At 42.8% G+C, this 21,827-nt stretch carries 20 protein-coding genes; 8 read left to right on the forward strand and 12 right to left on the reverse strand.

Annotated elements, in window-relative coordinates; genetic code table 11:
- Together ACX0G7_RS26160 and ACX0G7_RS26165 are read right to left on the reverse strand one after the other, a co-directional pair.
- The coding region (locus tag ACX0G7_RS26160) for a hypothetical protein (protein WP_458926500.1) at positions 1-212 on the reverse strand (212 nt) is incomplete at its 3' end.
- An 87-nt stretch (positions 213-299) separates the two neighbouring features.
- On the reverse strand, positions 300-566 hold the full coding sequence (locus ACX0G7_RS26165; RefSeq protein WP_458926501.1) for a short-chain dehydrogenase: 267 nt from the start codon (positions 564-566) through the stop codon (positions 300-302).
- Positions 567-828: 262 nt separating this feature from the next.
- On the opposite strand from ACX0G7_RS26165, the gene ACX0G7_RS26170 reads away from it, so the two are divergent.
- The 4 genes from ACX0G7_RS26170 to ACX0G7_RS26185 all read left to right on the forward strand — a co-directional run bounded on the left by ACX0G7_RS26170 (position 829) and on the right by ACX0G7_RS26185 (position 7,068).
- Complete coding sequence (locus ACX0G7_RS26170; protein WP_458926502.1) at positions 829-2,436, forward strand: OmpA family protein; 1,608 nt, start codon at positions 829-831, stop codon at positions 2,434-2,436.
- A 249-nt stretch (positions 2,437-2,685) separates the two neighbouring features.
- Entirely contained in the window at positions 2,686-3,966 is a 1,281-nt protein-coding gene (locus tag ACX0G7_RS26175) for a Gfo/Idh/MocA family protein (protein ID WP_458926503.1), read from the forward strand.
- Between the two features lie 101 nt (positions 3,967-4,067).
- Positions 4,068-6,581 (forward strand): ABC transporter permease, encoded by a 2,514-nt coding sequence (locus ACX0G7_RS26180; protein ID WP_458926504.1) that lies wholly within the window; start codon positions 4,068-4,070, stop codon positions 6,579-6,581.
- 31 nt (positions 6,582-6,612) lie between these two features.
- Positions 6,613-7,068, forward strand: a complete 456-nt coding sequence (locus ACX0G7_RS26185) for an NUDIX domain-containing protein (RefSeq protein ID WP_458926505.1) — start codon at positions 6,613-6,615, stop codon at positions 7,066-7,068.
- Positions 7,069-7,083: 15 nt separating this feature from the next.
- On the opposite strand, the gene ACX0G7_RS26190 is transcribed toward ACX0G7_RS26185, so the two are convergent.
- On the reverse strand, positions 7,084-7,617 hold the full coding sequence (locus ACX0G7_RS26190; RefSeq protein ID WP_458926506.1) for an SRPBCC family protein: 534 nt from the start codon (positions 7,615-7,617) through the stop codon (positions 7,084-7,086).
- Positions 7,618-7,683: 66 nt separating this feature from the next.
- Here ACX0G7_RS26190 and ACX0G7_RS26195 point away from each other — a divergent pair, with 66 nt between their 5' ends.
- From ACX0G7_RS26195 to ACX0G7_RS26205, 3 genes are all read left to right on the forward strand, one after another.
- The gene (locus ACX0G7_RS26195; protein ID WP_458926507.1) at positions 7,684-8,490 is read left to right on the forward strand and encodes an alpha/beta fold hydrolase; all 807 of its coding nucleotides are present in this window, start codon (positions 7,684-7,686) and stop codon (positions 8,488-8,490) included.
- Positions 8,487-9,680 carry an ATP-binding protein gene (locus ACX0G7_RS26200; protein WP_458926508.1) on the forward strand — a complete coding sequence of 398 codons (1,194 nt, stop codon included), beginning with the start codon at positions 8,487-8,489 and terminating at the stop codon, positions 9,678-9,680. The genes ACX0G7_RS26195 and ACX0G7_RS26200 overlap by 4 nt, the downstream gene beginning before the upstream one ends.
- A 274-nt stretch (positions 9,681-9,954) precedes the next feature.
- Positions 9,955-10,410: a response regulator gene (locus tag ACX0G7_RS26205; protein WP_458926509.1), complete on the forward strand. Its 456-nt coding sequence runs from the start codon at positions 9,955-9,957 to the stop codon at positions 10,408-10,410.
- 166 nt (positions 10,411-10,576) lie between these two features.
- On the opposite strand, the gene ACX0G7_RS26210 is transcribed toward ACX0G7_RS26205, so the two are convergent.
- Positions 10,577-11,494, reverse strand: a complete 918-nt coding sequence (locus ACX0G7_RS26210) for a pirin family protein (RefSeq protein ID WP_458926510.1) — start codon at positions 11,492-11,494, stop codon at positions 10,577-10,579.
- A 216-nt stretch (positions 11,495-11,710) separates the two neighbouring features.
- On the opposite strand from ACX0G7_RS26210, the gene ACX0G7_RS26215 reads away from it, so the two are divergent.
- Positions 11,711-13,111: a hypothetical protein gene (locus tag ACX0G7_RS26215; RefSeq protein ID WP_458926511.1), complete on the forward strand. Its 1,401-nt coding sequence runs from the start codon at positions 11,711-11,713 to the stop codon at positions 13,109-13,111.
- A gap of 173 nt (positions 13,112-13,284) precedes the next feature.
- Here the strand turns inward: ACX0G7_RS26215 and ACX0G7_RS26220 are convergent, their stop codons facing one another.
- The 8 genes from ACX0G7_RS26220 to ACX0G7_RS26255 form a co-directional block, all read right to left on the reverse strand.
- Complete coding sequence (locus tag ACX0G7_RS26220; protein ID WP_458926512.1) at positions 13,285-14,451, reverse strand: chromate transporter; 1,167 nt, start codon at positions 14,449-14,451, stop codon at positions 13,285-13,287.
- Positions 14,452-14,579: 128 nt separating this feature from the next.
- Positions 14,580-15,416 (reverse strand): chromate resistance protein ChrB domain-containing protein, encoded by an 837-nt coding sequence (locus ACX0G7_RS26225; RefSeq protein WP_458926513.1) that lies wholly within the window; start codon positions 15,414-15,416, stop codon positions 14,580-14,582.
- A 338-nt stretch (positions 15,417-15,754) separates the two neighbouring features.
- Positions 15,755-16,543, reverse strand: coding sequence for an alpha/beta fold hydrolase (locus ACX0G7_RS26230; protein WP_458926514.1), 789 nt, complete (start codon positions 16,541-16,543; stop codon positions 15,755-15,757).
- A gap of 112 nt (positions 16,544-16,655) precedes the next feature.
- The gene (locus ACX0G7_RS26235; RefSeq protein ID WP_458926515.1) at positions 16,656-17,513 is read right to left on the reverse strand and encodes an AraC family transcriptional regulator; all 858 of its coding nucleotides are present in this window, start codon (positions 17,511-17,513) and stop codon (positions 16,656-16,658) included.
- A 1,216-nt stretch (positions 17,514-18,729) separates the two neighbouring features.
- Positions 18,730-19,425, reverse strand: a complete 696-nt coding sequence (locus tag ACX0G7_RS26240) for a hypothetical protein (RefSeq protein ID WP_458926516.1) — start codon at positions 19,423-19,425, stop codon at positions 18,730-18,732.
- Between the two features lie 559 nt (positions 19,426-19,984).
- Positions 19,985-20,695 (reverse strand): VIT1/CCC1 transporter family protein, encoded by a 711-nt coding sequence (locus ACX0G7_RS26245; RefSeq protein WP_458926517.1) that lies wholly within the window; start codon positions 20,693-20,695, stop codon positions 19,985-19,987.
- A 265-nt stretch (positions 20,696-20,960) separates the two neighbouring features.
- On the reverse strand, positions 20,961-21,467 hold the full coding sequence (locus ACX0G7_RS26250) for a DUF2231 domain-containing protein (RefSeq protein ID WP_458926518.1): 507 nt from the start codon (positions 21,465-21,467) through the stop codon (positions 20,961-20,963).
- 243 nt (positions 21,468-21,710) lie between these two features.
- A complete protein-coding gene (locus ACX0G7_RS26255; protein ID WP_458926519.1) occupies positions 21,711-21,791 on the reverse strand; it encodes a hypothetical protein in 81 nt (26 codons plus the stop codon).
- Between the last annotated feature and the right edge of the window lie 36 nt (positions 21,792-21,827).

Raw genomic sequence — 21,827 nt, forward strand, 5'->3', positions numbered from 1 at the left:
GGAACAACGGGGGGCTCCGGGCTCAATGAAGCCCGGATGGTGAGGGAATACGGATAAGTTGGAAAATAAATTAACTGGCAGGCAACGATTGTGTACCCGGGATAAGGCTGCAACGAGAATCTCTCCTGCCATTTGCCGACAGGCAATGAAATATAATCTACCTGTGTGCCAAAAGGCAATAAGATAAGATTCTCCACATTCCTAACAGGCAATCAGATGAAATTCTCCTCGTTGCTAACAGGCAATCAGAAGCTACCTTCCCCCTGGGGAAGAACACCTGTCAGATCTGATCTATACGGTTATATCTTTTCTGTTGCAGCGAGCTTCAGCCTGGTGAATTCCATACCACTGAAGATTCTTGCCAAATTAATATCTCCTGACTTTTTATAGCTTTCCATATTAGTCTCGTTCACAATCCTCCAGAAGTTCTTCGATTTCAATTCTGCATAATCTGCAGTTTTGATGAACATTCCCAGGATAGTATTCCTGGTTTTGAAACTGATCTGAACCGGAGATTTGTCGAGTGTAACATCGGACAGGAATTTCTCAATCTGGTCATTTGTCATAACAAACATTTGTTTTTTTGTGGGCTTATTTTCAGAATTTGCGCCCCGACTTTATCTTCTATTTTCAGCCCTTTAATTGAAGATCAATCAGTTACGCTCCTGGGAACGCTTAAATATACGTCATTTCAGCCAGATTTTGACAACAAACTGACCCCTCGGGGCATAAGTCCGCACATTTTCCTCACAGCTAACGGTTATAGCGGTTGCATTTCTAAGTATTATTTTGTTATTTTCTGCGTTATTGTACCTAAATCCAACCCCCGTGAAAAAAGTCTACTCTTTTTTTCTTGCCGCTGCCTGTGTTAACCTCGCCGTGGCCCAAACATCAACACCAGACACCGCCGGCCTGAAAGAACAAAAGGATAAGGTCATATTTGCCTCGACTATCCTGAAAATCGAAAATCTCGGAGAAAACATTAACTCGGACCTTCATGAACTCAGGCCGACCATCTCTGCGGACGGAAATCTTCTTTTTTTTATCACAGAAAACCATCCTGCCAACACTAAATACAGCTCGATCCCGAACTCCCAGGATATCTGGTACTCGGAAAGAGACAGCCTCGGTCGCTGGAGTGAAGCACGTCACCTCAGGGATCCTATCAATACTGTTTTTTACAACGCGGTGTATTGGATATCGCCCGACAAAAACAGGATATTAATAAGAGGAGCGTTTACGGAAGGCGGATTTGAAGGCAAAGGTGTCAGTATGAGCCACCGTAAAAAAAACGGGAAGTGGAGCAATCCCCAGATGCTCCAGATCCGCGGATACCATAAATATGATCGGGGTCTGCAATCAGGCGCCTCCATGGCAAACGACGGGCAAACCTTACTCTTTTATATGACCCCCGATGAGAAAAGCAGCTTCAATGACATGTATGTCAGTTTCCTCCTCGAAGACGGTACGTGGTCCGAACCGAAAAGTCTTGGAAAGAAATTGAATCTGCCGGGAAAAAATGAGATGACACCCTATATCGCTTCTGACGGTGTAACCCTATATTTCAGCAGCGACAGGCCCGGCGGCTTAGGTGACAATGATATATGGATGACCAGGCGCCTCGATAAAACCTGGCAGAAATGGAGCGACCCGGTTAACCTCGGAAGCCCGATTAATACGCCTGACTGGGATGCGTTTTTTACCCTTGATGCAGGCGGGGAATACGCTTACCTCACAACAAAACTGGATGGCTTCGGCGAAAGCGATATCGTAAGAGTGAAACTGTTGGAAAAAGAAAAGCCAAACCCGGTGTTGCTGGTGAGCGGCAATGTGTACAATCAAAAAACAAAGCAACCTTTGAGCGCCTCCCTCGTTTATGAAACACTGCCTGACGGTGTCGAAGCGGGCAATGGCATATCAAGTGAGGTAGACGGCTCATTCAAGATCGTACTGCCTTATGACAAAAATTACAGTATCCGCGCAAGAGCCGATAAGTTCTTTGCGGTATCCGAAAATCTGAATCTTGATTCCCTGGTAAAAGCCGGCAATCGCGAAATACATAAGGACCTTTACCTCGTGCCGATAGAGATTGGCCAGGTGGTTAGATTGAATAACGTCTTCTTTGATTTCGATAAAAGTTTTCTGCGCCCCGAGTCTTTTGTTGAACTCGACAGGGTCGTTACCCTCCTGAGCGAAAATCCTGCGATCGAAATTGAGATGAGCGCACACACCGACAGCAAAGGTTCGGATGAATATAATTTCAGACTAAGTGACGACCGGGCAAGGTCAGTTCGTGAGTATATTTTGTCAAAAGGCATTGCCGCGAGCCGCATCATCTCACAGGGTTATGGCGAAACAAGACCTGAAGTACCTAATGACACAGATGAGAACAGGCAATTAAACAGGAGGGTTGAATTCAAGATCCTCAAAAATTAAAGACTTTTAGTATAAGACATTTCAATTAAGACTTCAACATAAAGCACTCTATCTACTGCCGGGGGCATCGAAAGTCACAAGTAGTGGATTATTAAACATAAACAGTGGATTACGAAAAACGCGTTCGGAACATTCTTTCCGGACGCGTTTTTAATTATATCAGGTGAACGCTGAACCGGAATTTGTTTTAACTTATCTTCCCAATACAAATTTGATCTCAATCCAAACCTCAGGTTCCAATTTTAGCTTATGACTCATTCTATTGATCGCAGGAAGTTTATGAAAATCAGTGGAACTGCCGCCTTGGGATTTGCAATTATCCCTGGCTTTGCCCGGGTTGCACCGAGCGACAGGTTGCGCATCGCGCATATTGGTCTCGGAGGCATGGGCAACAATCATATGAAATGGTTTTCAGAGATCCCTGAAGTTGATATTGTAGCCCTATGCGATCTCGATAAGGGCCATCTTGACAGCACCATGCAAACGCTACAGGGTTTGCGTCCACAAGGCAAGGCCGATGGTTACAGTGATTTCAGAAGAGTCCTTGAACGTAAGGACATCGATGCCATTTCCTGTGCAACACCTGATCATTGGCACGCACAGATCGCAATACTGGCGTTTCAGTCAGGTAAAGATGTGTACGGAGAGAAACCGCTGTCTTATGATGTACGCGAAGGCCAGATGATGCTCAAAGCGCTTAACAAACACAAACGTATTTTTCAACTGGGTAACCAGATACATGCAACCGACAATTATCACCGGGTTGTGGAAATCATTAAGTCCGGAGCAATAGGTAAGGTGCATACGGTAAGGCTATGGAAAACTGGTTTCCCACCCGAACTTGGTCCTGCGGTCGTGACAGCCCCACCGCCTGGCTTCGATTGGGACATGTGGCTCGGACCCGCACCTTATACGGACTATGTTGCCCAACGTTCACATTTTACTTACCGGTATTTCAAAGATTATTCGGGCGGTGTATTCGCCGACTTCTGGTGCCACATTGCTGACATTGTTTTCTGGTCCCTCGATCCCAAAGGATTGAAAACAATTGCTGCCCGTGGTGAAGCACAAACCGGTATAGGGGATGCGCCCAAATGGATTGATGTCGACTACGAATTCGAGGACCTGAAAATATTCTGGACACATACCCCACCCGATGTGCCAGGCGCTGCCAAACGGGCGATCGGGGCTTATTTCGAAGGGGACAAGGGTACACTCATCTGCGATTACAATACCAAAGAGATCACTATCAACGGGGAAACAGTGACGGATATACCCGGACTACCGGTTACAGTCACCCGCTCCCCGGGCCACCAGCGAAATTTTGTAAACTCGGTTAAGTCACGTCAGCAACCAGAGTCAAACCTTGAGTATGCCCGCAAAATGACTTTGCCTATGCACCTTGGCTTAATTTCTTACCAGCTTAACCGCAAACTCGAGTGGAACAGTAAAAAGGAAAAGTTCCGTCATGATAAAGAGGCGAACAGCCTCCTGCATCGGGAGTACCGCAAAAAATGGGACCTTATTTAAAGCTTCCGCGGGCGTCATTTTTTTCGGACAGCGATTGTATCGATTTCGTACACAAACATCTAAACGGGTACTCCAACCAATTGATAGATAAACGCTCATGAATGGGCACATACTTTGTTTTGGTAGCGATGTGTTTTACTCACATCAAAGCCATCACTATGTTCAGAAACTATCTGCTGACCGCTGTCCGGAATTTCAGGCACAATAAACTTTTCTCACTTATAAATATCTCTGGACTGGCGATAGGTATAACTGCGTCACTGGTGATCTTCATGATCGTCTATTATGAATTTAGTTTTGAAAAATTCCAGGCAGACAGGGATCGCATTTACCGGGTAGTAATTGAAGCAAAATTTAATGGAAGCGAGGGTTTTAGCACAGGGGTGCCGGCTCCTCTCCATAATGCCATAAAAAACGAATTGACCGGAGTCGAATCTTCAGTACCGGTTATGCATTTCCAGGGCAATTCCAAAGTGCTGGTAAACGTGCGAAAACCCAGCAGCCCGGACCTCGTTATCAAACAGCAGGAAGGTATAATATTTACCAACAATGAATATTTCGGATTGCTGGGTTATAAATGGCTGGCAGGTTCACCAGAAGTGATGTCGTCCCCTTTTCAAGTAGTACTTACTGAAACGCGGGCAGGACAATATTTTTCCGGCAAGTCCTACGATGAAATTGTTGGCTCGCAGATCGTGTACAACAAGGAATTGACGGTGAAGGTGGCAGGAATTGTTCGCGACCTCAATCAAAACACTATTTTCAGTTCATCTGAGTTTATCTCCTATCCCACAATCGCAGAAACAAGATTGCAGAATAACTTCATGATGACAGTGTGGAACGACTGGATGGCTTATTCTCAGTTGTATATAAAGCTTGCGCCGGGTGGTACCGTAGCCGGCACGGAATCGCAATTTGCGGCCCTGTTAAAAAAATACAATAAGGATGCTAACCTGAATGCAGCAAACACCCTCGCGTTTAAACTGCAACCTTTGGATGATATTCATTTTAATGAAAAATATCCTGCGGTGGGGCAGAGGCTGGGACATAAACCTACATTATATGGATTGCTGGCCATAGGTGCTTTTCTCCTGGTACTTGGATGTATCAACTTCATCAACCTTACGACAGCGCAGGCATCAAAACGGGCCAGGGAAATTGGTGTAAGGAAAACTATGGGAGGAGTAAGAAAACAGCTGGTACTGCAATTCCTCAGTGAAACCTTTATACTCACGCTCCTGGCTGGTGTGCTCGCGGTGTTACTGATCCCGGTGTTGCTTAAAATGTTTGCCAGTTTCATCCCGGCAGGACTTGAATTTAATTTCTTCAATCAACCTGTAACGCTCATCTTTTTCGCAATCCTGATCATCGCTGTAACTATATTGTCAGGGTTATACCCGGCACTGGTCCTGTCAGGATTTAAACCGGTCCTGGTGTTAAAAAACCAGGTGGTTAGCGGCACTTCAAAATCCCGCAACACCTGGTTAAGAAAAACCCTGACAGTATCACAGTTTTTGATCGCACAGTTTTTTGTTATTGCGACACTCATGGTGAGCAAACAAATAAATTATTCGCTGAAAGCAGATATGGGCTTCGATAAGGAGGCGGTGGTAAATTTCACTATTCCCAAGGACACGTTGCCCTCGCAAAGGATCAGGTTGCTTAACGATATCAAAGCATTACCTGGCGTAGAAGTAGCCAGCACAGGCTTTTTTGCCCCGGCGGATGAAGGTGTTGCATTCACCAATGTAACAGCGCTCATTAATAACAGGGAAGTTAAGCCTGATGTAAACGTACAATTGCGCTGGGGTAACCCGGAATATCTTGACGTTTACAAGATGAAGATCGTAGCTGGTAGAAATGTGATGCCCGGTGATACGTTAAAGGAATTTCTGATCAATGAGACCTTCGCACGTTCATTAGGATTCCAGGATCCTGCGGAGGCAGTAAATCATTTTCTCATCTGGAATAAAAAGCAACTTCCGATAGTCGGCATAATCAAAGACTTCCATGACGTCTCGATGCACGCATCTATAAATGCCATGATCTTCGGTGGACAGAAAGGCTCTTTCTTTCATGTCAGGCTTAAACCTTCAAACGACAAAACTGTGACCTGGAAATCAACACTGGCATCAATGAACCGGTTGTATAAAAACATTTACCCCGAAGAAGATTTTACCTATTCCTTTCTCGATGATACCATCGCAAAATTTTATCAAAGGGAACAGAACACAGCTCAGTTATTGAGCTGGGCAACAGGTCTTGCCATCTTCATAAGCTGTCTTGGTTTAGCTGGCCTGGTGATCTACACAACCAACAGCCGCAAAAAGGAAATCGGGATAAGGAAAGTACTCGGCGCGTCAGTAAGCGGCATAGTCTCGAACCTTTCCAAAGACTTTATTTTACTGGTTTTTATAGCGTTTATTATTGCTGTTCCTATTGCCTGGTGGGCAGTATCCGCCTGGCTGGATAATTTCGTTTACCGGACTACGATCAGTTGGTGGATTTTTGCTATAGCGGGACTTGGCATGATGGCCATCGCGCTGATAACTGTCGGGCTTCATACCCTGAAGGCCGCGATGTCGAATCCGGTAGATAGTCTTAGAACCGAATAAGCATTATGTCTGAACTGCCGTAAATTACACAATGAAACGGAGCGCCGGAATACTGCTTTACAGGTTTAATAAAAAGAAAGACATCGAATTTTTTCTTGTTCATCCCGGGGGACCATTTTTTGCAAAAAAGGACGAGGGATTCTGGACGATTCCAAAAGGCGAAATAGAGGCTGATGAAGATCCCCTGGAAACAGCAAAAAGAGAATTTGAAGAAGAAACAGGGAGCCGGCTAACGGGAAATTTCATCTACCTGGGAGAAATAAAACAGAAGGCCGGTAAGATTGTCCAGGCCTGGGCCGTGGAAGGTGACCTCGATGCAACACAGATCAGAAGCAATACTTTTGAAATAGAATGGCCACCAAAATCAGGAAAAAAAGGAACCTTTCCTGAAATAGATAAGGCCGGATGGTTCTCAATGGCAGAGGCAAAGCAAAAAATGAACGAGGCTCAATCAACGTTCCTGGCCGGGTTTGCCAACCTAAAATAATCCCTGTTTAATCGTCTACTGTTTCCCGTGATCACTCAATTCTTTGGGAAATTTATCCGCTATAAGGTTAAGTTCGATATTGTGCTCAAGGTATGCCTTCAAACCATCCAGAACCGTAGTAAAACCGCCGGTAGAATCCCGAACCTGCGAGATGATTTCATCAGGGGTACCTGTAAACCCATAGTTTTTCACGTGCACAAAAGTGCGTGAATCATCCAGTGAAGTGAATGTCCAGTCAACGTTGGTTTTATGTTCAGAGTCGCCCCAGACAATGCTTATGCTTTTGTTTGACTGTAAAGAAACCACAGCCACCTCAGTGCTCACATTATACATTTCCCAGGTCCATGTCACAACTTGATGTTCGTCAAGCCGCCCGGTACTTTTCGTGAACCAGAATTTTGTGGTGATACCCGGATCAATAAAAGCCTGGTAAACCGCAGCTACCGGTTTTCGGATCGTCATACCTGCTTCTGCAGTTTGATTTATTTCGCTGATCATATGAACAGTATGTGTCCCAATAATACTCAGAATACTTAATATTGTTTGCATAAATTTAGAGATCGGTATCTTTGCCGGGGGCGTCTCCCGGCAATTAATCCGATAAACAGTTAGTGTATGGCAAAAGATGTGCTCTCCCGTAACAATGTGAAAATTTCCGGCAAAGGGATGCAGCCCATTATGTTTGCTCATGGATTTGGTTGCGATCAGAATATGTGGCGTTTTATCACTCCTGATTTCGAAGAGAATTACCGGATCATATTATTTGATTATGTGGGATCGGGCAAGTCTGATGTTTCCAGTTATAACCAGGAACGCTATAGTTCGTTACAGGGTTATGCCCAGGATATCCTGGATATAATAGAAAACCTCGGACTGAAGAATGTAATCCTTGTGGGCCATTCAGTCAGCAGTATGATTGGCCTGCTCGCGGCTATTGAAAAGCCCGAACTTTTTAGCAATCTTATCATGGTTGGCCCCTCACCCTGTTACATAAACAAAGATGGTTACATTGGTGGCTTTGACCACAAGGACATTGAAGGATTGCTTGAGACCATGGAAAAGAATTATATCGGATGGGCGAATTTCCTGGCTCCGCAGATAATGAAAAACGGGGACAGACCTGAGCTTGGCCAGGAGCTGACAGAAAGCTTCTGCAGCACTGACCCAATGATAGCAAGCGAGTTTGCCCGGGCAACTTTCTTCTCGGATAACCGCGATGATCTGTCAAAACTCAAAGTACCTTCATTGCTACTTCAATGTTCGGATGACCTCATCGCACCCCGTGAAGTTGGCGAGTATCTTCACAAAAATCTTCCAAATAGCATTTTGCGTATAATGAAGGCAACAGGCCATTGTCCACACATGAGTGAACCGGGCGAAACTGTAGCTTTGATAAAAGATTATCTCCTGTTAAGGGCATGAATGACGCGCTTCTGAATAAAGCTCCCTGTGGTTACTTTGCATTTTCTGACGAAGGAGTCCTCTATGAAGCAAATGATACGCTCGCCTCTATACTGAAATATCCGAGGGCGGCGCTGATCGGGCGAAATGTTGAAACCCTGTTTACGCTTTCAACCCGTATATTTTATCAGACACATTTTTTTCCCCTTGTCAAATTGCAGGGACATGCAGAGGAAATTTATATCACAGTACTCACCAGTGATGGAATTCATCTGCCGGTTTTGCTGAATGCTGTCCGTTTGGAGTTTGAGAATCGTAACCTCACCTGTTGTGCATTTATTGTGGTGCCGAACCGGAAGAAATTTGAAGATGAGTTGTTGCTTGCCCGGAAAGCGGCCGAAAATGCATTAAAAGAAAACACCGCTTTACTGGAGGCCAAAGCTGAACTTCAATTGCAAACAGTGCATCTGGACCGCCAGATGGAACAAATAAAAAGACAAAACCATGAGTTAAAGCAGTTCAGCCATGTCGTTACCCATAACCTGAAGGAACCGTTAAGAAAGATTTTACTCTTTTCAAACAAACTTAAGACTGAAGTCGAAAGCCCAACGCTTACCAAATTGCTGAGATCAACTGATCAAATGAAGTTGGTTGTCGGGGGGCTGCAGCAGTATTTATGGCTCAATGAGAAAGTAAATGAATTCACCCTTGTTAACCTTGATGAAGTGGTTACAACTGCAACAGAACAATTGTTCCAGGAAATTGATCCCGCCTTATTTATATTAACAAAAAATAACCTGCATGAATTGCAGGGCGATAAAGAGCAATTACATCTGTTGTTTTATCACTTGTTCTCAAATGCGGTAAAGTTCAGAAGAGATAGCCAGGCACATGTGACCATTCATTCAACGGTATTGAAGCGAAACGTTTTCAGAAGTGTCGGCGACAAATATGAATACAGGGATTACCTAAAGCTGGAAATTAAAGACGAAGGAATTGGTTTTGATCCCCGGTATGGGGAACATATATTTGAGTTATTCAGAAAACTTGATCTGACACCCGGGCAGGGCCTGGGGCTGGCACTTTGCAGAAAGATTGCTGAAAATCATTTCGGATTCATTGAAGCAGAAAGCGAAATCAACAGCTTTACGCGCATTATTTTATGGTTACCGGTTTCTCAACAACCGGATTCGGCTTTCCTGCCTGATTGAATTTAATAATGAAAGTTTTTCGAAGTTCTTAAATTAGTACCTTAAAAATTTGTGTTTATTAAAACTCTGGACCTGTTAAAACCTTGTATCTATAAAAACTTTATAACCATTAAGACCTTGTATTGATAACCTTTGTACCTATTAAAACTTTGTACCTATTAAAACTTTGTACCTATTAAAACTTTGTAACTATTAAAATCTTGTACCTATTAAAATCTCGTATCTATAAAGACATAGTAACGAATAAAACCTTGTCCCATTAAAAACAAAATGCATGACTTTTTCAAAACACAAAGTGCTTTCAATTCTGGTGATAGATGATGACGTGGATGACTATGAAATTGTAGCAGAAGCGGTCAGGGAGATTGATCCCGGTATTTCTGTTTCCTATTGTAATTCCTGCGAACAGGTAAGAAAAGCAGATAGTAATTCTTTTGACCTTGTTATGTTAGACATCAATATGCCGAAACACGACGGTTTCGACTGGCTGAAAGGCATTCGCGAAAGGGGTTACGGCCACTTACCTATTGTGATGTATACCAATTCGATGTCGCCGGCTCATATAGCCCGTGCTTATAATGAGGGAGCAAATCTTTACTTTTCAAAACCTGAAAACTATCCCTGCCTCCTTGAAGGTTTGAAGCAAATTATAGAGATGGACTGGTCCGATCCGGAATTGATCACCCAACAATATCACCGTCAGGGTAAGTATGCAACTTTCCAGGTTTAAGCATGTATCGGGTGATACAACTTTTAGATCGGCCGTTGCAATGAGAAAGCTTATGAAGTGATGCAATTTTTATGGCCATTGCTATGAAAAAACTTATGAAATGATGCAACTTTTCTCTCTGCCATTGTTATGAGTAAGGTTTAAGACTTAAACTTGTCTGCCATGGTTACGACAATGGTTCGGGTCTTGGGGCAGAGCCTGCCGGCCGCGATTTATCATCCGGCAGCGGAATAAATTCTTTGTTATCGGTTGGGGGAAGAACAATTCTTCCCTGCTTCCAGTCTTCCTTAGCCTGCTCAATTCTCTCCTTTCTCGATGAAACAAAATTCCACCAGATAAACCTTTCGCCAAGCGGTTCTCCGCCTAAAAGCATCAACGTCGTATTTTCTTTGGCAAGGATGCGCGGATCAACACCTTTGCTGAAAACAAGCATCTGACCTTCCCTGTATGTGGTTCCTGATATCTCAACGCTTCCTTTAACGATGTAAAATCCGCGTTCCGGATGTTCTTTTGGAAGCGCAAAACCGGTATTTTTTTGAATCACGACATGTAAATAGCATAACGGTGAGTTTGTTTTCACATCGTTCCCAAGTCCATAAGCAGATCCTGCGATGAGTCGCATCCAGACACCTTTATCAGTATATACCGGCAGTTGTTCAGGTGTGTAATTATTAAATGACGGGATGGCTTCTTCATCCTTTTCAGGAAGTGCCACCCAGGTCTGGATCATTTCCAGGTCACCGCCTGCGAGCGCAGCCGGATCCTCGAAACGCTCTGAATGCGCAATCCCTCTCCCTGCTGTCATCCAGTTTACTTCACCCGGACGAATGATCTGTTCAACCCCCAGGCTATCGCGATGTGTAACCTGGCCTCCAAAAAGGTAGCTGACCGTTGAGAGACCAATATGCGGATGCGGGAGTACATCCAGTGATGATGCGACTGAAGGTAACTGGTCAACCGGTCCGGCATGGTCCATGAAAATAAAAGGTCCCACCATTCTTCTTAACCTGAAGGGAAGAATGCGTTTGACCTTCATGGATTTACTGATTTCAGCAATCCGGGATTCAATAACAATGTCCAGCATAGATCAATGATTGAATTGAAAACTTCATTACCTCAAACGGTAAATTGTCCGCCCGGGGAATGCATACCTGAAATGTAAAAATGAGACATTTAGCGGAAATCACCAGTCAGAAGTTTGAGTTTACACACGTGAAGAAAATTTTTACTATGGGAACTAATAATCCGGTTTATAGGGATAAATTGCCGGTAGCTGCATGGAAACAATAAATTAATAAAGATGAAAAAATTATGCTTCCTGTTATTGCTCCTCGCAAGTCTCAACCCGGTGTTTTCGCAACGGTCCGACATAGATCTGATGATTGAAAAATTTGCCGCAGAAAAAGAAGACAATTCGCGCATTGATTTGTTTTATCGCTCAACAGTAAACATTGGTGAGACCAACCCGGTGTTAGGTCTTCTGTATGCTCAACGTTTGCTTGACTATTCCAAAGCCAACAATTATCCAATCGGCGAAGCCTATGCCATGTCTTTTATGGGCAAGATGTATTGTGTATCGGGAAGTATTGAAAAAGGGCTGCGCTTTGCTATCCAGGGTAAAACCATCGCTGAACAAACCGGTAACGAAAAGCTGCTCGCGCTTTCCAACTCCATGCTCGGGCTTATCTACACTAATCTCTACGATTATACAAAAGCGATAAACTTTTACCAGGCGTCTATAGAATCGGCTGACAAGGCGGGATACCAGGAGGCAAAGGTGTGGGGGTTTCAACATTTATCGGAGATCTACCTGGCAAAAAACCAGGTTGATTCGGCATTGGTATATGGTCAGAATGACTATGAACTGTCACATCAGATCAAGTACTTCGATTTTGCCAGTTACACCCTGATTAACCTGGGGGCTATACAATCAAGATTAGGCAATCCGGCCCTTGCTGTAGGGTATTTTGATATGGCAATCAAACAGGGTAAGCTGGTAAATTCTGCAAGACAACTCAATGCGGCATATACGTCAAAGTGTGAGTTTTTCCTTAGTGAGAAAAATATAGATTCTGCCATGTTTTACGCGAAAAAGGCAATAGGCATCGTGGAGAATACACCATTTTCCAATTACAGTCTGAAACCCGCAAAAATCCTGCTCGACATCTACAAAAAAACCAACAGTGACAGTGCGATCAAATATTATGAAATATATGGGGTGGCCAATGATAGTCTGTACAACGCAAAGGTGACCCAACAAACTCAATTGATCAGCTTCGAAGAAGATCAAAGGCAAAGCGAACTCAGGGAAGAAAGAGTAAAGGCAGCAGAAGCGCGGCAAATGACCATTCAATATTTTTTGATTGGTCTCGGTGTAATTGCTCTCGTCGTCATCTATTTACTACTTAGCCGCAGCTTTATCACCAGCCCTTCTCTTATTCACTATTTTGGGGTGATAGCCTTGTTGCTGGTTTTTGAATTTTTCAATTTACTGCTGCACCCCTTTCTTGAAAAAATAACAAATCATTCCCCGGTATTGATGCTGTTAGGCCTGGTATGTATAGGTGCAATCCTAATTCCCCTGCATCATAAACTGGAGAAACTTGCAACTTCAAGGTTGATAGAAAAAAACAGGCAGATACGCTTAAGAGCCGCAAAGGAAACCATCCAGGAACTAGATGCAAAAAACGCCGAGGTTTGATAAAGTAAAGCAAGGCTGTAATTAGCATGTACACTACAAATTAGTCAGCAACCTAAATCACAATCTCATCAGCAATTAAATCGCCAACCAATCAACAGTTAAATCTTTTTTTTGCATGGCAGACCGAATCACGGTTTTGATCTGCAAACTAGATAACGGTTTTAATCAGCGAATTAAATAACGGTTTTAATCAGCAAGCCAGCTATTGCCGCCAGCATGATAAGATAAGGCTCGGGTAATTTCTTAAAATAGATGAGGGCAATGAGTGTTGTCAATGCAATTAATGCCGTGGGAATGTCTATTATGCTCCTGGTTGCAATGACAATTACCGCTCCCGATAACGCGCCTATTACGGCAGCAGTGATGCCTTCTACAAAGGCTTTGATAGACTTATTTTTAGAAATTTTCTTGAAATATGGCGCAGGCAGAATGGTAAGTAAATAACAAGGCAAAAAAGTTGCGACGGCTGCTACGGTTGCACCGGGAAAGCCTGCAACCAAATAACCGATAAAGCCAACCGTAATCACCACCGGCCCCGGGGTAATCATCGCAACAGCTACTGCATCGAGAAACTGCTGTTCATTGAGCCATCCGAATTCATTCACGACACCGGCATGCAAAAACGGAACAATGGCCAACCCGCTTCCAAAAACAAATGCGCCAGCCTTTGTAAAAAACCATCCTATCCTGGACAGCGTTGTCCAGTCGAATTGCCAGAATCCAGGAATGCCCAACAATAAGATATTTATTGTCAATTGCTGTTTGGCCCACCTGGGAGGTGCTTTCACAAACATATATACAAGACCCGCAATTACAAACAATAATACTTCCTCATTTTGAGTAATGATGGTAACAACCGCAGCAACAAAATAAAATACCCAAAGGAGCCAGTTCTTTTTTATTAAGGGTAACTCTAATTTGCCGATTGATTTGATGGTTAACTTATAGCTGCTCAGAACAATGATACCGATCACTGCTGCCCCAACACCATAAAAGACAGCCTGCATCCATGATAGTCCCCCAAATAATTTATAAACTATTCCCAATCCAACCACCATAAAAAAAGATGGCAGAACAAATGCGAGCCCACAAAGCGTTGCTCCCGCAATACGATAGTGAACGAATCCCAGGTATATCCCCAATTGTGCGGCCAAAGGTCCGGGCGCTAATTGTGCTAAAGCGAGTCCTTCTTTGTAATCGTCTTCAGATATCCAGTTACGCTTCTCAACCAGGTCCCGATACATATAACCAACAAGAGCCACCGGGCCTCCAAAACCAATGGTTCCCAACTTCAAAAAATATAATACCAATTGCTTCAGTGTGTAGGAAGGCTGGTTCATGTTAAGATGCATTTAGTAAGTAAACCCCGGCTTTCTATTGCTGTGATTATTTACAGAATCGATCAAAACGCAATGCTATTCCCTTAACATGATGAGAAATAGAATGAAAATGATCTTTTGTACAGGATTTACTTTTTTTGCAACTTTTTTCGGAATGCAGATGGATTTTCTCCTGTGTGTTGTTTGAAAATCCTCGTAAAGTGGCTTTGATCTGAAAACCCGGTGAGGTAAGCAATTTCCGTGAGAGAATACTGTTGCGTTTGCATAAATTCAATCGCCTTATCAATCCTTTGTTTGCGTATATAATCGCCAAAAGAGAGGTCCTGGAAATATTTGGAGAATTCACGCGATAAATAGGATGGATTTATATCGAGACCTTTGGAAATTTCTTTCAGTGTGATATTGGTATCTATATGATCCTGGATAATCTCTTTTAGTTCCACAACCCAGGCGGGAACTTTTTTATCCCCAGGTGTTCCTTTGAGATAATTATTGAAAACATTCAGTAATAAGCTTTCAAATGGCTGTTGGGTATGTTTTTCTTTTTGCAGGTGTCTGGCCCAGGAATATAATGCATCATATATGATCATGCCTTTTTCCAGTAATACCTGGTCATCAGGGAAGTTGAATGCAAGACCGGCGGAAATCGCCCATAAGCCGGAAGCCTGAACGGCCAGGTAGTGACGATCAGTGTCAGCTCCCCGAATGATGGCTGCCATAGTATTTAGAGCCGGATCATCAAGCTGATATTTTTGTATAAAATAATCAAAGGTGCAATTGTCGTTATAATGTGTAAACTCTACATTGGGAATGTCGAAAGGTATTGCATTGAGTTTTTCAGCTGTTGGCAACACTTCATCAAAGGGCACGTAAATGATTTCAGCTTCTTTGTCTATAAATCGTTTGATTAACCATGGGCAGGCTATTCGGTCAATTTTCGGTCGTTCCCGGGTGATCCATTTCATTTTAGCAATTTGAATGCAATAACGTTTATGCGGTATATCTGACACGAATTTCGTGCATGACATCCAAAAACTGTTGTCTTAATAGATAAAAACTACTCGCTTAGCTAATAAGAAACCTACTGGCTTAGCTAAAAAAACCTGCTGGGTTGGCCAATAAAGAACTGATGTCTTAACTAAATATTCTTGAGAAGAACAGATTTTGATGATTTGGCTTCAACGGTTAATGTGCACAAGGAATGTGAATTTAAAGATTCAAGTTTTTACCTCAATTCGCAACAGGAAATGGGCTCTTACCGTGAACCAAACAAGATGTTTGACTGTCCAGGGAATACTGCATATTATCTCAATTTTACACCTGTGGACTGTTTATAAACGTCTTCAAGTATGTCCGCTAATTTGTCTGGCATAGAGAAAAACGGTGAATGACTGCTTGCCAGCCGGTAGATTTTTTTGCAAGGCATATTAGTGGCTATTTTGGATTTGTCAAGATCCTTTGCATTGGTACAAAGGATGTAATATTTTGTAATTGCTCCATAACTTGACTCCGTTACAGTAACGGGTGTGAGAAGAGTTCCCATTGGCTGTGCCCCTAAATTGGCCTTTGCATAGGAGACATCGACTTCTGTACAGTCATGATAGAGAAGCTCTTTTATTTTGGCAAGGTCGAGCGTGGCTGACTTCTGATCGCCGGAGACTATAAGACTCCCGGCCAACCCGCCGCCATTACTTCCCCCGGATTTGTCCGCACATTTGTCTACTATAGAAAATACATTTTCGCCATTTTGCGGCATGAAGGCGTCCAGAAATACCAGTGAAGAAACTTTTTCGGGAGATAATTTTTCCGCTGCCTGGGCGATAGGCGTTCCACCGCTTGAATGTCCCAGTAAAATAACCTGACCATGAACGCTATTTGCAGATTCCACCACTTTGTTAACATAATCATCAAAGCTTACTGTTGCGATGGGCATTTTATCTGATCCATGCCCGGGGAGGTCAATGGCAAAGGCTTTTATCCCCTTCTCCTTCAGTAGTGGTAAAACGTTGTTCCAGCACCATGCTCCATGCCAGCCGCCGTGAACAAGCATAAATGTAGGGGTTTCTGTTTGCGCAGATAATTGGGTTGCCATAATTAAACTTGCTAAAGTGAATAAAGTAAAACATTGTATGATGTCTGAGTTTCCACACAAAACTAAAACAGATGGGAAGGCATAATTGGTAAAAAAGGGACATTTTGAACCTTTATGAAAAGTCTGTAGCCCTCTTGTGATAAAGTTTTTTTGTTAGACCCAGCATGTTTTCAGGGGATTTCTGTTCGAGGCTATGAAGTTCTGACGGTGTTAGACCATTGAATTCCTTGTAGGCTTTTGCAAGGTGCTGGTAATCGGTGTAACCACTTTTGGCGGCGATGATGTTCCAATCCATGCCGGGAAAACAATTACGCAGGTTATAAGCGCGGTTCAGCATTAAAATTCTTGCGTATGTTTTCGGGTTTACGCCGACCATTTCTGCAAATTTTCGTTTAAACTGTTTGGAGCTGTAACATGCCTCTCTGGCCAATTCATCCATCATGATATTACCATGCTGGCGAATCATTTTTCTGCAGGCTTCATCAAAAGTTGGCGGAGCAGATTTCACCTTCCGGAACAAGTCCGTAGCACAGTTTTCAAGGATCAGGATCATTTGATCATAGTGCTTCACTTCCTGCAATCGGGAAAATGTTGACTGAATGGTAGGAGGGAATAACAAGGTTGCATCCAAAAACCGGTTCGTTAATGCTGTAGCCGGGATACCGGTTAGTTGAAAGATAGCAGTCGGTTGAAATACAATTTGTAAATCAATAAAGTTATAATCTGTGTATTGTTTAACGAGTGATGTTTGTTGGGTAGTAAACAGGATGGATGAGGGCTTAAACCACGAATTATCCTTTTTCTCAACAATGAATGGCTCCCGAAGAAAAAAGTGGAGTACTTGTTCAGGCTTGGGAGGATATGCTTTGAATGGAATGGGTTGCAAAGGGTCAAAATAAAAATGAATGACCCGGAAGCATTTTACATACATCCTTAACCCGGGAGACGGTACAAAATCATGTAAGAGCATAACTTCCGGATCATATTATCTTCGTGAATAAATATTATGCACGGCATCTGTTTATGACTTGTTGAAACAATAGCCTGGAAAGATTTGTTTTGCAGCTAAGTTTTCTTGAATAACTCTTTCATGCGACCTCTTCCATAAGCATCTTTCAGGATAAATCACTTAAGTCCGGTTACGGTAAGCAAGCTAAAGGTACAGGTTTGACTTTAAAATAAAGGAGAAGTTCAAAACAGCTTACCAGGCGCAAAGTCAATGCGACTTTTGATCAGCATCAGGTACACGGGTGCTTCTCAGCCTTGCGTTTACCGCAAAGCGCCGCGATGCAACTTGAAAGACAAATGTAGGAAAGATTTGACTATTGCGAAAGATTAGCACTTGTTGGAGATGCCGCACATTTACCAACGCCATTAATGCGCCAGGCTTTACGCGTCATTGGAGGATGCAGCTCATTGTCTGACTGTGTTGCTAATGAAATGCAATTAGGTGATGTAGTCTAGGCACTCTTGCGATATCAGTCCCGTCGATTAAAAGTGGCAGGTCACCTTATGCAATCAGGACAAAGTTTCAGCCACTCTGACCCGATTACCAATGAGGAACTTATAAACGTTACGGTAATAAATAAAACTTTATTACATAAACTAAAATATGCAAGCAGTTAATAAGAAACACTCCTATGCTACCCACCTTTTGGAAGCATTAACCGATATCATTATACCCAGGTCCTGATTACCGTCTATGGCCACACGTCATTGTTCATACTTTTTGGAACTCTGGAGATGTGCCACTGCGATTTATTGATATGTACCCCGATCAGGACCTTGTCAGTTTTTTTTTAAGAATTAGTGCGCATAGAAAACAGCTTAAAAAGCAAAGGGCTTATTATGATGTCGCCAGAAGGGCAGCGCTTGAATAACGCTTTGCTAAAGAAGTTTGACGCAGAAATCTTTTTGATCAGTTTCCGCCATTCCTCCAAAAATACGTATTGAAGACTCTGCCACTACTATCAACAACAGGAAGGAAGCTAAGCGACATGAATAGCGCGATCGAAAAAACTTCAATAGACGTATATCCCACAATTATTGCCGAACGGTGACTCTCAAATTGTCACCGGAAATGGTCGAAATTCCGCTGAAACCCTGTCAATAGTGGAGTGATCAATGAATCTTTCAATTGTTTATCCATCAGGGTCTTGAGGTGTATCGGTTAAGGCCCTAATTTTTTATTTCTTCTGCAGGTTCAGCCTTTTTATTTCTTTCATCACTGCCGCCGTGTATTCCTTGCTTGATGTTGCAATGTAGGCAGGGTTATTTGCTTCAGTCTGGACAGAAAACAATAACTCTTCCGTTTTTAAATCGAACATTTTTGCTTCTATAAAATACTTTTTGTCAGTTTGATAATATCCCGGACTACCTACGGTACTTACAGCATAACTATAGTATCCGCCAAATCCCCCATAAGCGCTGTGCGGGCCGTAACCGCCGTAACCGCCATAGGACCCGTAGGAGTAAGGTGAATAGCCCACTGATACTGTAGTTCCCGGTACATATTTTGTTTCGGATTCCGAATTTACCAGCGCAACAGTGAAAATTGTTTCGCAGTTAAGCGCCTGTAGTTTTTTCATGAATACCTCTTTCACCGGTGCAATATATTTTATATCAACAGCCCCGATAACATCCATGCTCTTGTATGTTTTTAGTCCTTTTTTTTGAGCCGCAAGTGCTAAATCTTCCTCTAAATAAGCCCTTGCTTCAATATTGTCGGTAAAAGCGATAATAAAAACACTTTTTACAGGTTCTGCTGGCAGCTTCTCTCTATTTACCCACGAACCGGTCGTTTTAATGGAAGGACCACAGGAAATAATTGTAAGAGATAAAATGAATATTAGTAATACGGAAAATGATTTCGCTTTGTTCATTATGATATTTTAAGTGGTGACGATATTAAGCTGGCAGGATTTTATTTTTTACAGCTTGTCATTTATTATCATCTACAACACAAATTCCTGAACAATTAATACGAATGGGATCAATAAATCCTCTGCTCAAATGCATGCCTATTAAAATTTTCATATCACTAAACTTCCCTAACGTGGCTTTTTGAAATAGTCTGACAAATCTCTACTAACAAAGAAACCTGAATTAATGACATATCAGTATTTAGTTAAACAGACTGCATATGCAAGCATCTGGCATACTGTAAATAACTCAAAGCAACTGGTGATATTGAAGATAATACTTTAAGCTATCAGGCGACTGACCATTTAAAATCGGCAAACTGCCGGCAATGCTGTGTGAGGATTAAACATATTTCAAGCGGTTGGTTACTACCAGGGCATCGGTGGCCTGTGCCCCAGATTCCGTGGTTACCTGGCTCCTGGTTTCTTTCTATATTCAATTCGAACAGTTAAAAGTGCACTGTTGAAATAACTGAATTATCCTACCCAGAATTCAATTGGTTATTTAAAATGACGCTCCCTAAGCCTGAACTCCAAAGAGATAACCTACTACAGCAGACAAAACCATAGCAATAGTACCCCCAATCACAATCCGCGCAATAGCCTTCGGGATGCTTGAACCACCGGTTTTAGCGGCAACTGCGCCGAGTATGACGAGAGAAAGGATGGTAAACCCATAAAGAAAGTATTCCATAGTACGAACCGGTGCAAAAAAGGTGACCAACATCGGTAACAGTCCGCCCGCTGTGAAAGCGGCACCCGACGTAAAAGCAGCCTGCATAGGTTTTGCCTGGCTTACTTCATTAATGCCCAGTTCGTCCCTGATATGTGTGCCCAGCGCATCAGCGGCTGTCAACTCCTGGGCTACCTGCCGCGCCGTTTCTCTTTTCAGACCACGCTTTTGATAAATCAGCGCTAAAATGTCCATTTCTGCTTCAGGCATTTCTTTCAGTTCCTGTTTCTCTCTTTCAATATCCGCCTTTTCAATGTCGGTTTGAGAACTAACCGAAACATATTCACCGGCAGACATAGACAGCGCACCGGCTACCAGTCCGGCAATGGTGGCCAATAAAATCGGGGCTCTGTTTGTGCTGGCTGCGGCTACACCTATAGCCAGGCTTGAAATTGAAATGATGCCGTCGTTAGCGCCTAAGACAGCAGCCCGCACCCAATTGCTTCGGTGGATGTAATGGCTTTCCAGGTAATTGTCGATGGTTATGTTTTTTTTCATGCCTAATCGACTTAAAGTGATGTTTTTTTAAATTAAACATTTTTGACAAGATGCAACACAACGGCTAGAAGCTATCTACGGTCAACCAATTGAAATAACAATTACCAACCAAGAGTAGTTTGAATGCCAGTTTGATATAAGAGAAGCTGCATTGCGGGTCATCTCGAAAATTTAGAAAGAAAGCTACCAACACTATTGCCTTCAATAAATGATAGTGTTCAATGGAAATTATGATCGACAGGTAACCTTCGAAAAGACCATAAGATCACTCATTATCATCACTCCCCTTGTCAGGCAAATTGCTGTTCGATGCATTTTCCATTTGTGTATTCGATCCGGACCTGATTTCCGTGTGTCTTATCTGTCCCCCCAGATGAGCCACAACAGACATGATACTGGCAGTAGCCAGAGACAGAATGAGTAAAAAAGGCTTTATCAACCGGCGTATTCCCAGTTGACGATAAAGCAGCAGTCCCATTAATGAAACTATAGCTGTAGCACTCACAACCCCAAAAGCTACTTTGGCAACTTCTTCGTGTTTTTCGATGACAGATTCCGACATACCGGGCAGGCTTTCAATGGTCTCTTCTGCTCCTTCACCAGAAAAGAATACCGGAACGGCAAAAACACCCGCAAAAAGCAGGAGATAAAAGGCTGTTTTGATGAGTATGTCATTCCTTTTGAGGAGGGCAACTACCAATACCATGAACCCAACAAGAGAAAGGATGACCGGAATATGCGTTAATGCAAGATGAATTTGAGAACTATTCATGTCTTCCAGATTAAGACTTCAAGTTCCAATCGGTATGCAAATTAAAGAATGATAGTGATCAGCTAAATGAATGATTCCACAACAACTCATCACTCTGAGTAAACATACCCTGGTCATGTATTCAAGTAAAGGAGCAGACTGGAAATGTAATCCAGTCGCAAAAGGGAGAATTTGCTAAATCAGGAACAAGCAATACTTCCTTCAAAAAAGGGGATCAAGTTTAATTCTTGGGGGATGATTTTGTCAGGCATAGATTTTTGCGAGTCTGAAGAGGAAAAAATTGATGTCTCGGACACCTCTGGCAGAAGCTCTGAAGGCTTTGATTTTCGCATTGAAAGATTCTGCTGAGGCATTTGTGCT

It is taken from the genome of Flavitalea antarctica (assembly GCF_054461535.1).

Bases quoted from the DNA above. Each gene is read 5' to 3' on its own strand.
- ACX0G7_RS26165 (WP_458926501.1), bottom strand. From the start codon at position 566: ATGACAAATGACCAGATTGAGAAATTCCTGTCCGATGTTACACTCGAC.
- ACX0G7_RS26175 (WP_458926503.1), top strand. From the start codon at position 2,686: ATGACTCATTCTATTGATCGCAGGAAGTTTATGAAAATCAGTGGAACT.
- ACX0G7_RS26180 (WP_458926504.1), top strand. From the start codon at position 4,068: ATGGGCACATACTTTGTTTTGGTAGCGATGTGTTTTACTCACATCAAA.
- ACX0G7_RS26185 (WP_458926505.1), top strand. From the start codon at position 6,613: ATGAAACGGAGCGCCGGAATACTGCTTTACAGGTTTAATAAAAAGAAA.
- ACX0G7_RS26190 (WP_458926506.1), bottom strand. From the start codon at position 7,617: ATGCAAACAATATTAAGTATTCTGAGTATTATTGGGACACATACTGTT.
- ACX0G7_RS26195 (WP_458926507.1), top strand. From the start codon at position 7,684: ATGGCAAAAGATGTGCTCTCCCGTAACAATGTGAAAATTTCCGGCAAA.
- ACX0G7_RS26200 (WP_458926508.1), top strand. From the start codon at position 8,487: ATGAATGACGCGCTTCTGAATAAAGCTCCCTGTGGTTACTTTGCATTT.
- ACX0G7_RS26205 (WP_458926509.1), top strand. From the start codon at position 9,955: ATGACTTTTTCAAAACACAAAGTGCTTTCAATTCTGGTGATAGATGAT.
- ACX0G7_RS26210 (WP_458926510.1), bottom strand. From the start codon at position 11,494: ATGCTGGACATTGTTATTGAATCCCGGATTGCTGAAATCAGTAAATCC.
- ACX0G7_RS26215 (WP_458926511.1), top strand. From the start codon at position 11,711: ATGAAAAAATTATGCTTCCTGTTATTGCTCCTCGCAAGTCTCAACCCG.
- ACX0G7_RS26220 (WP_458926512.1), bottom strand. From the start codon at position 14,451: ATGAACCAGCCTTCCTACACACTGAAGCAATTGGTATTATATTTTTTG.
- ACX0G7_RS26225 (WP_458926513.1), bottom strand. From the start codon at position 15,416: ATGAAATGGATCACCCGGGAACGACCGAAAATTGACCGAATAGCCTGC.
- ACX0G7_RS26230 (WP_458926514.1), bottom strand. From the start codon at position 16,543: ATGGCAACCCAATTATCTGCGCAAACAGAAACCCCTACATTTATGCTT.
- ACX0G7_RS26235 (WP_458926515.1), bottom strand. From the start codon at position 17,513: ATGCTCTTACATGATTTTGTACCGTCTCCCGGGTTAAGGATGTATGTA.
- ACX0G7_RS26240 (WP_458926516.1), bottom strand. From the start codon at position 19,425: ATGAACAAAGCGAAATCATTTTCCGTATTACTAATATTCATTTTATCT.
- ACX0G7_RS26245 (WP_458926517.1), bottom strand. From the start codon at position 20,695: ATGAAAAAAAACATAACCATCGACAATTACCTGGAAAGCCATTACATC.
- ACX0G7_RS26250 (WP_458926518.1), bottom strand. From the start codon at position 21,467: ATGAATAGTTCTCAAATTCATCTTGCATTAACGCATATTCCGGTCATC.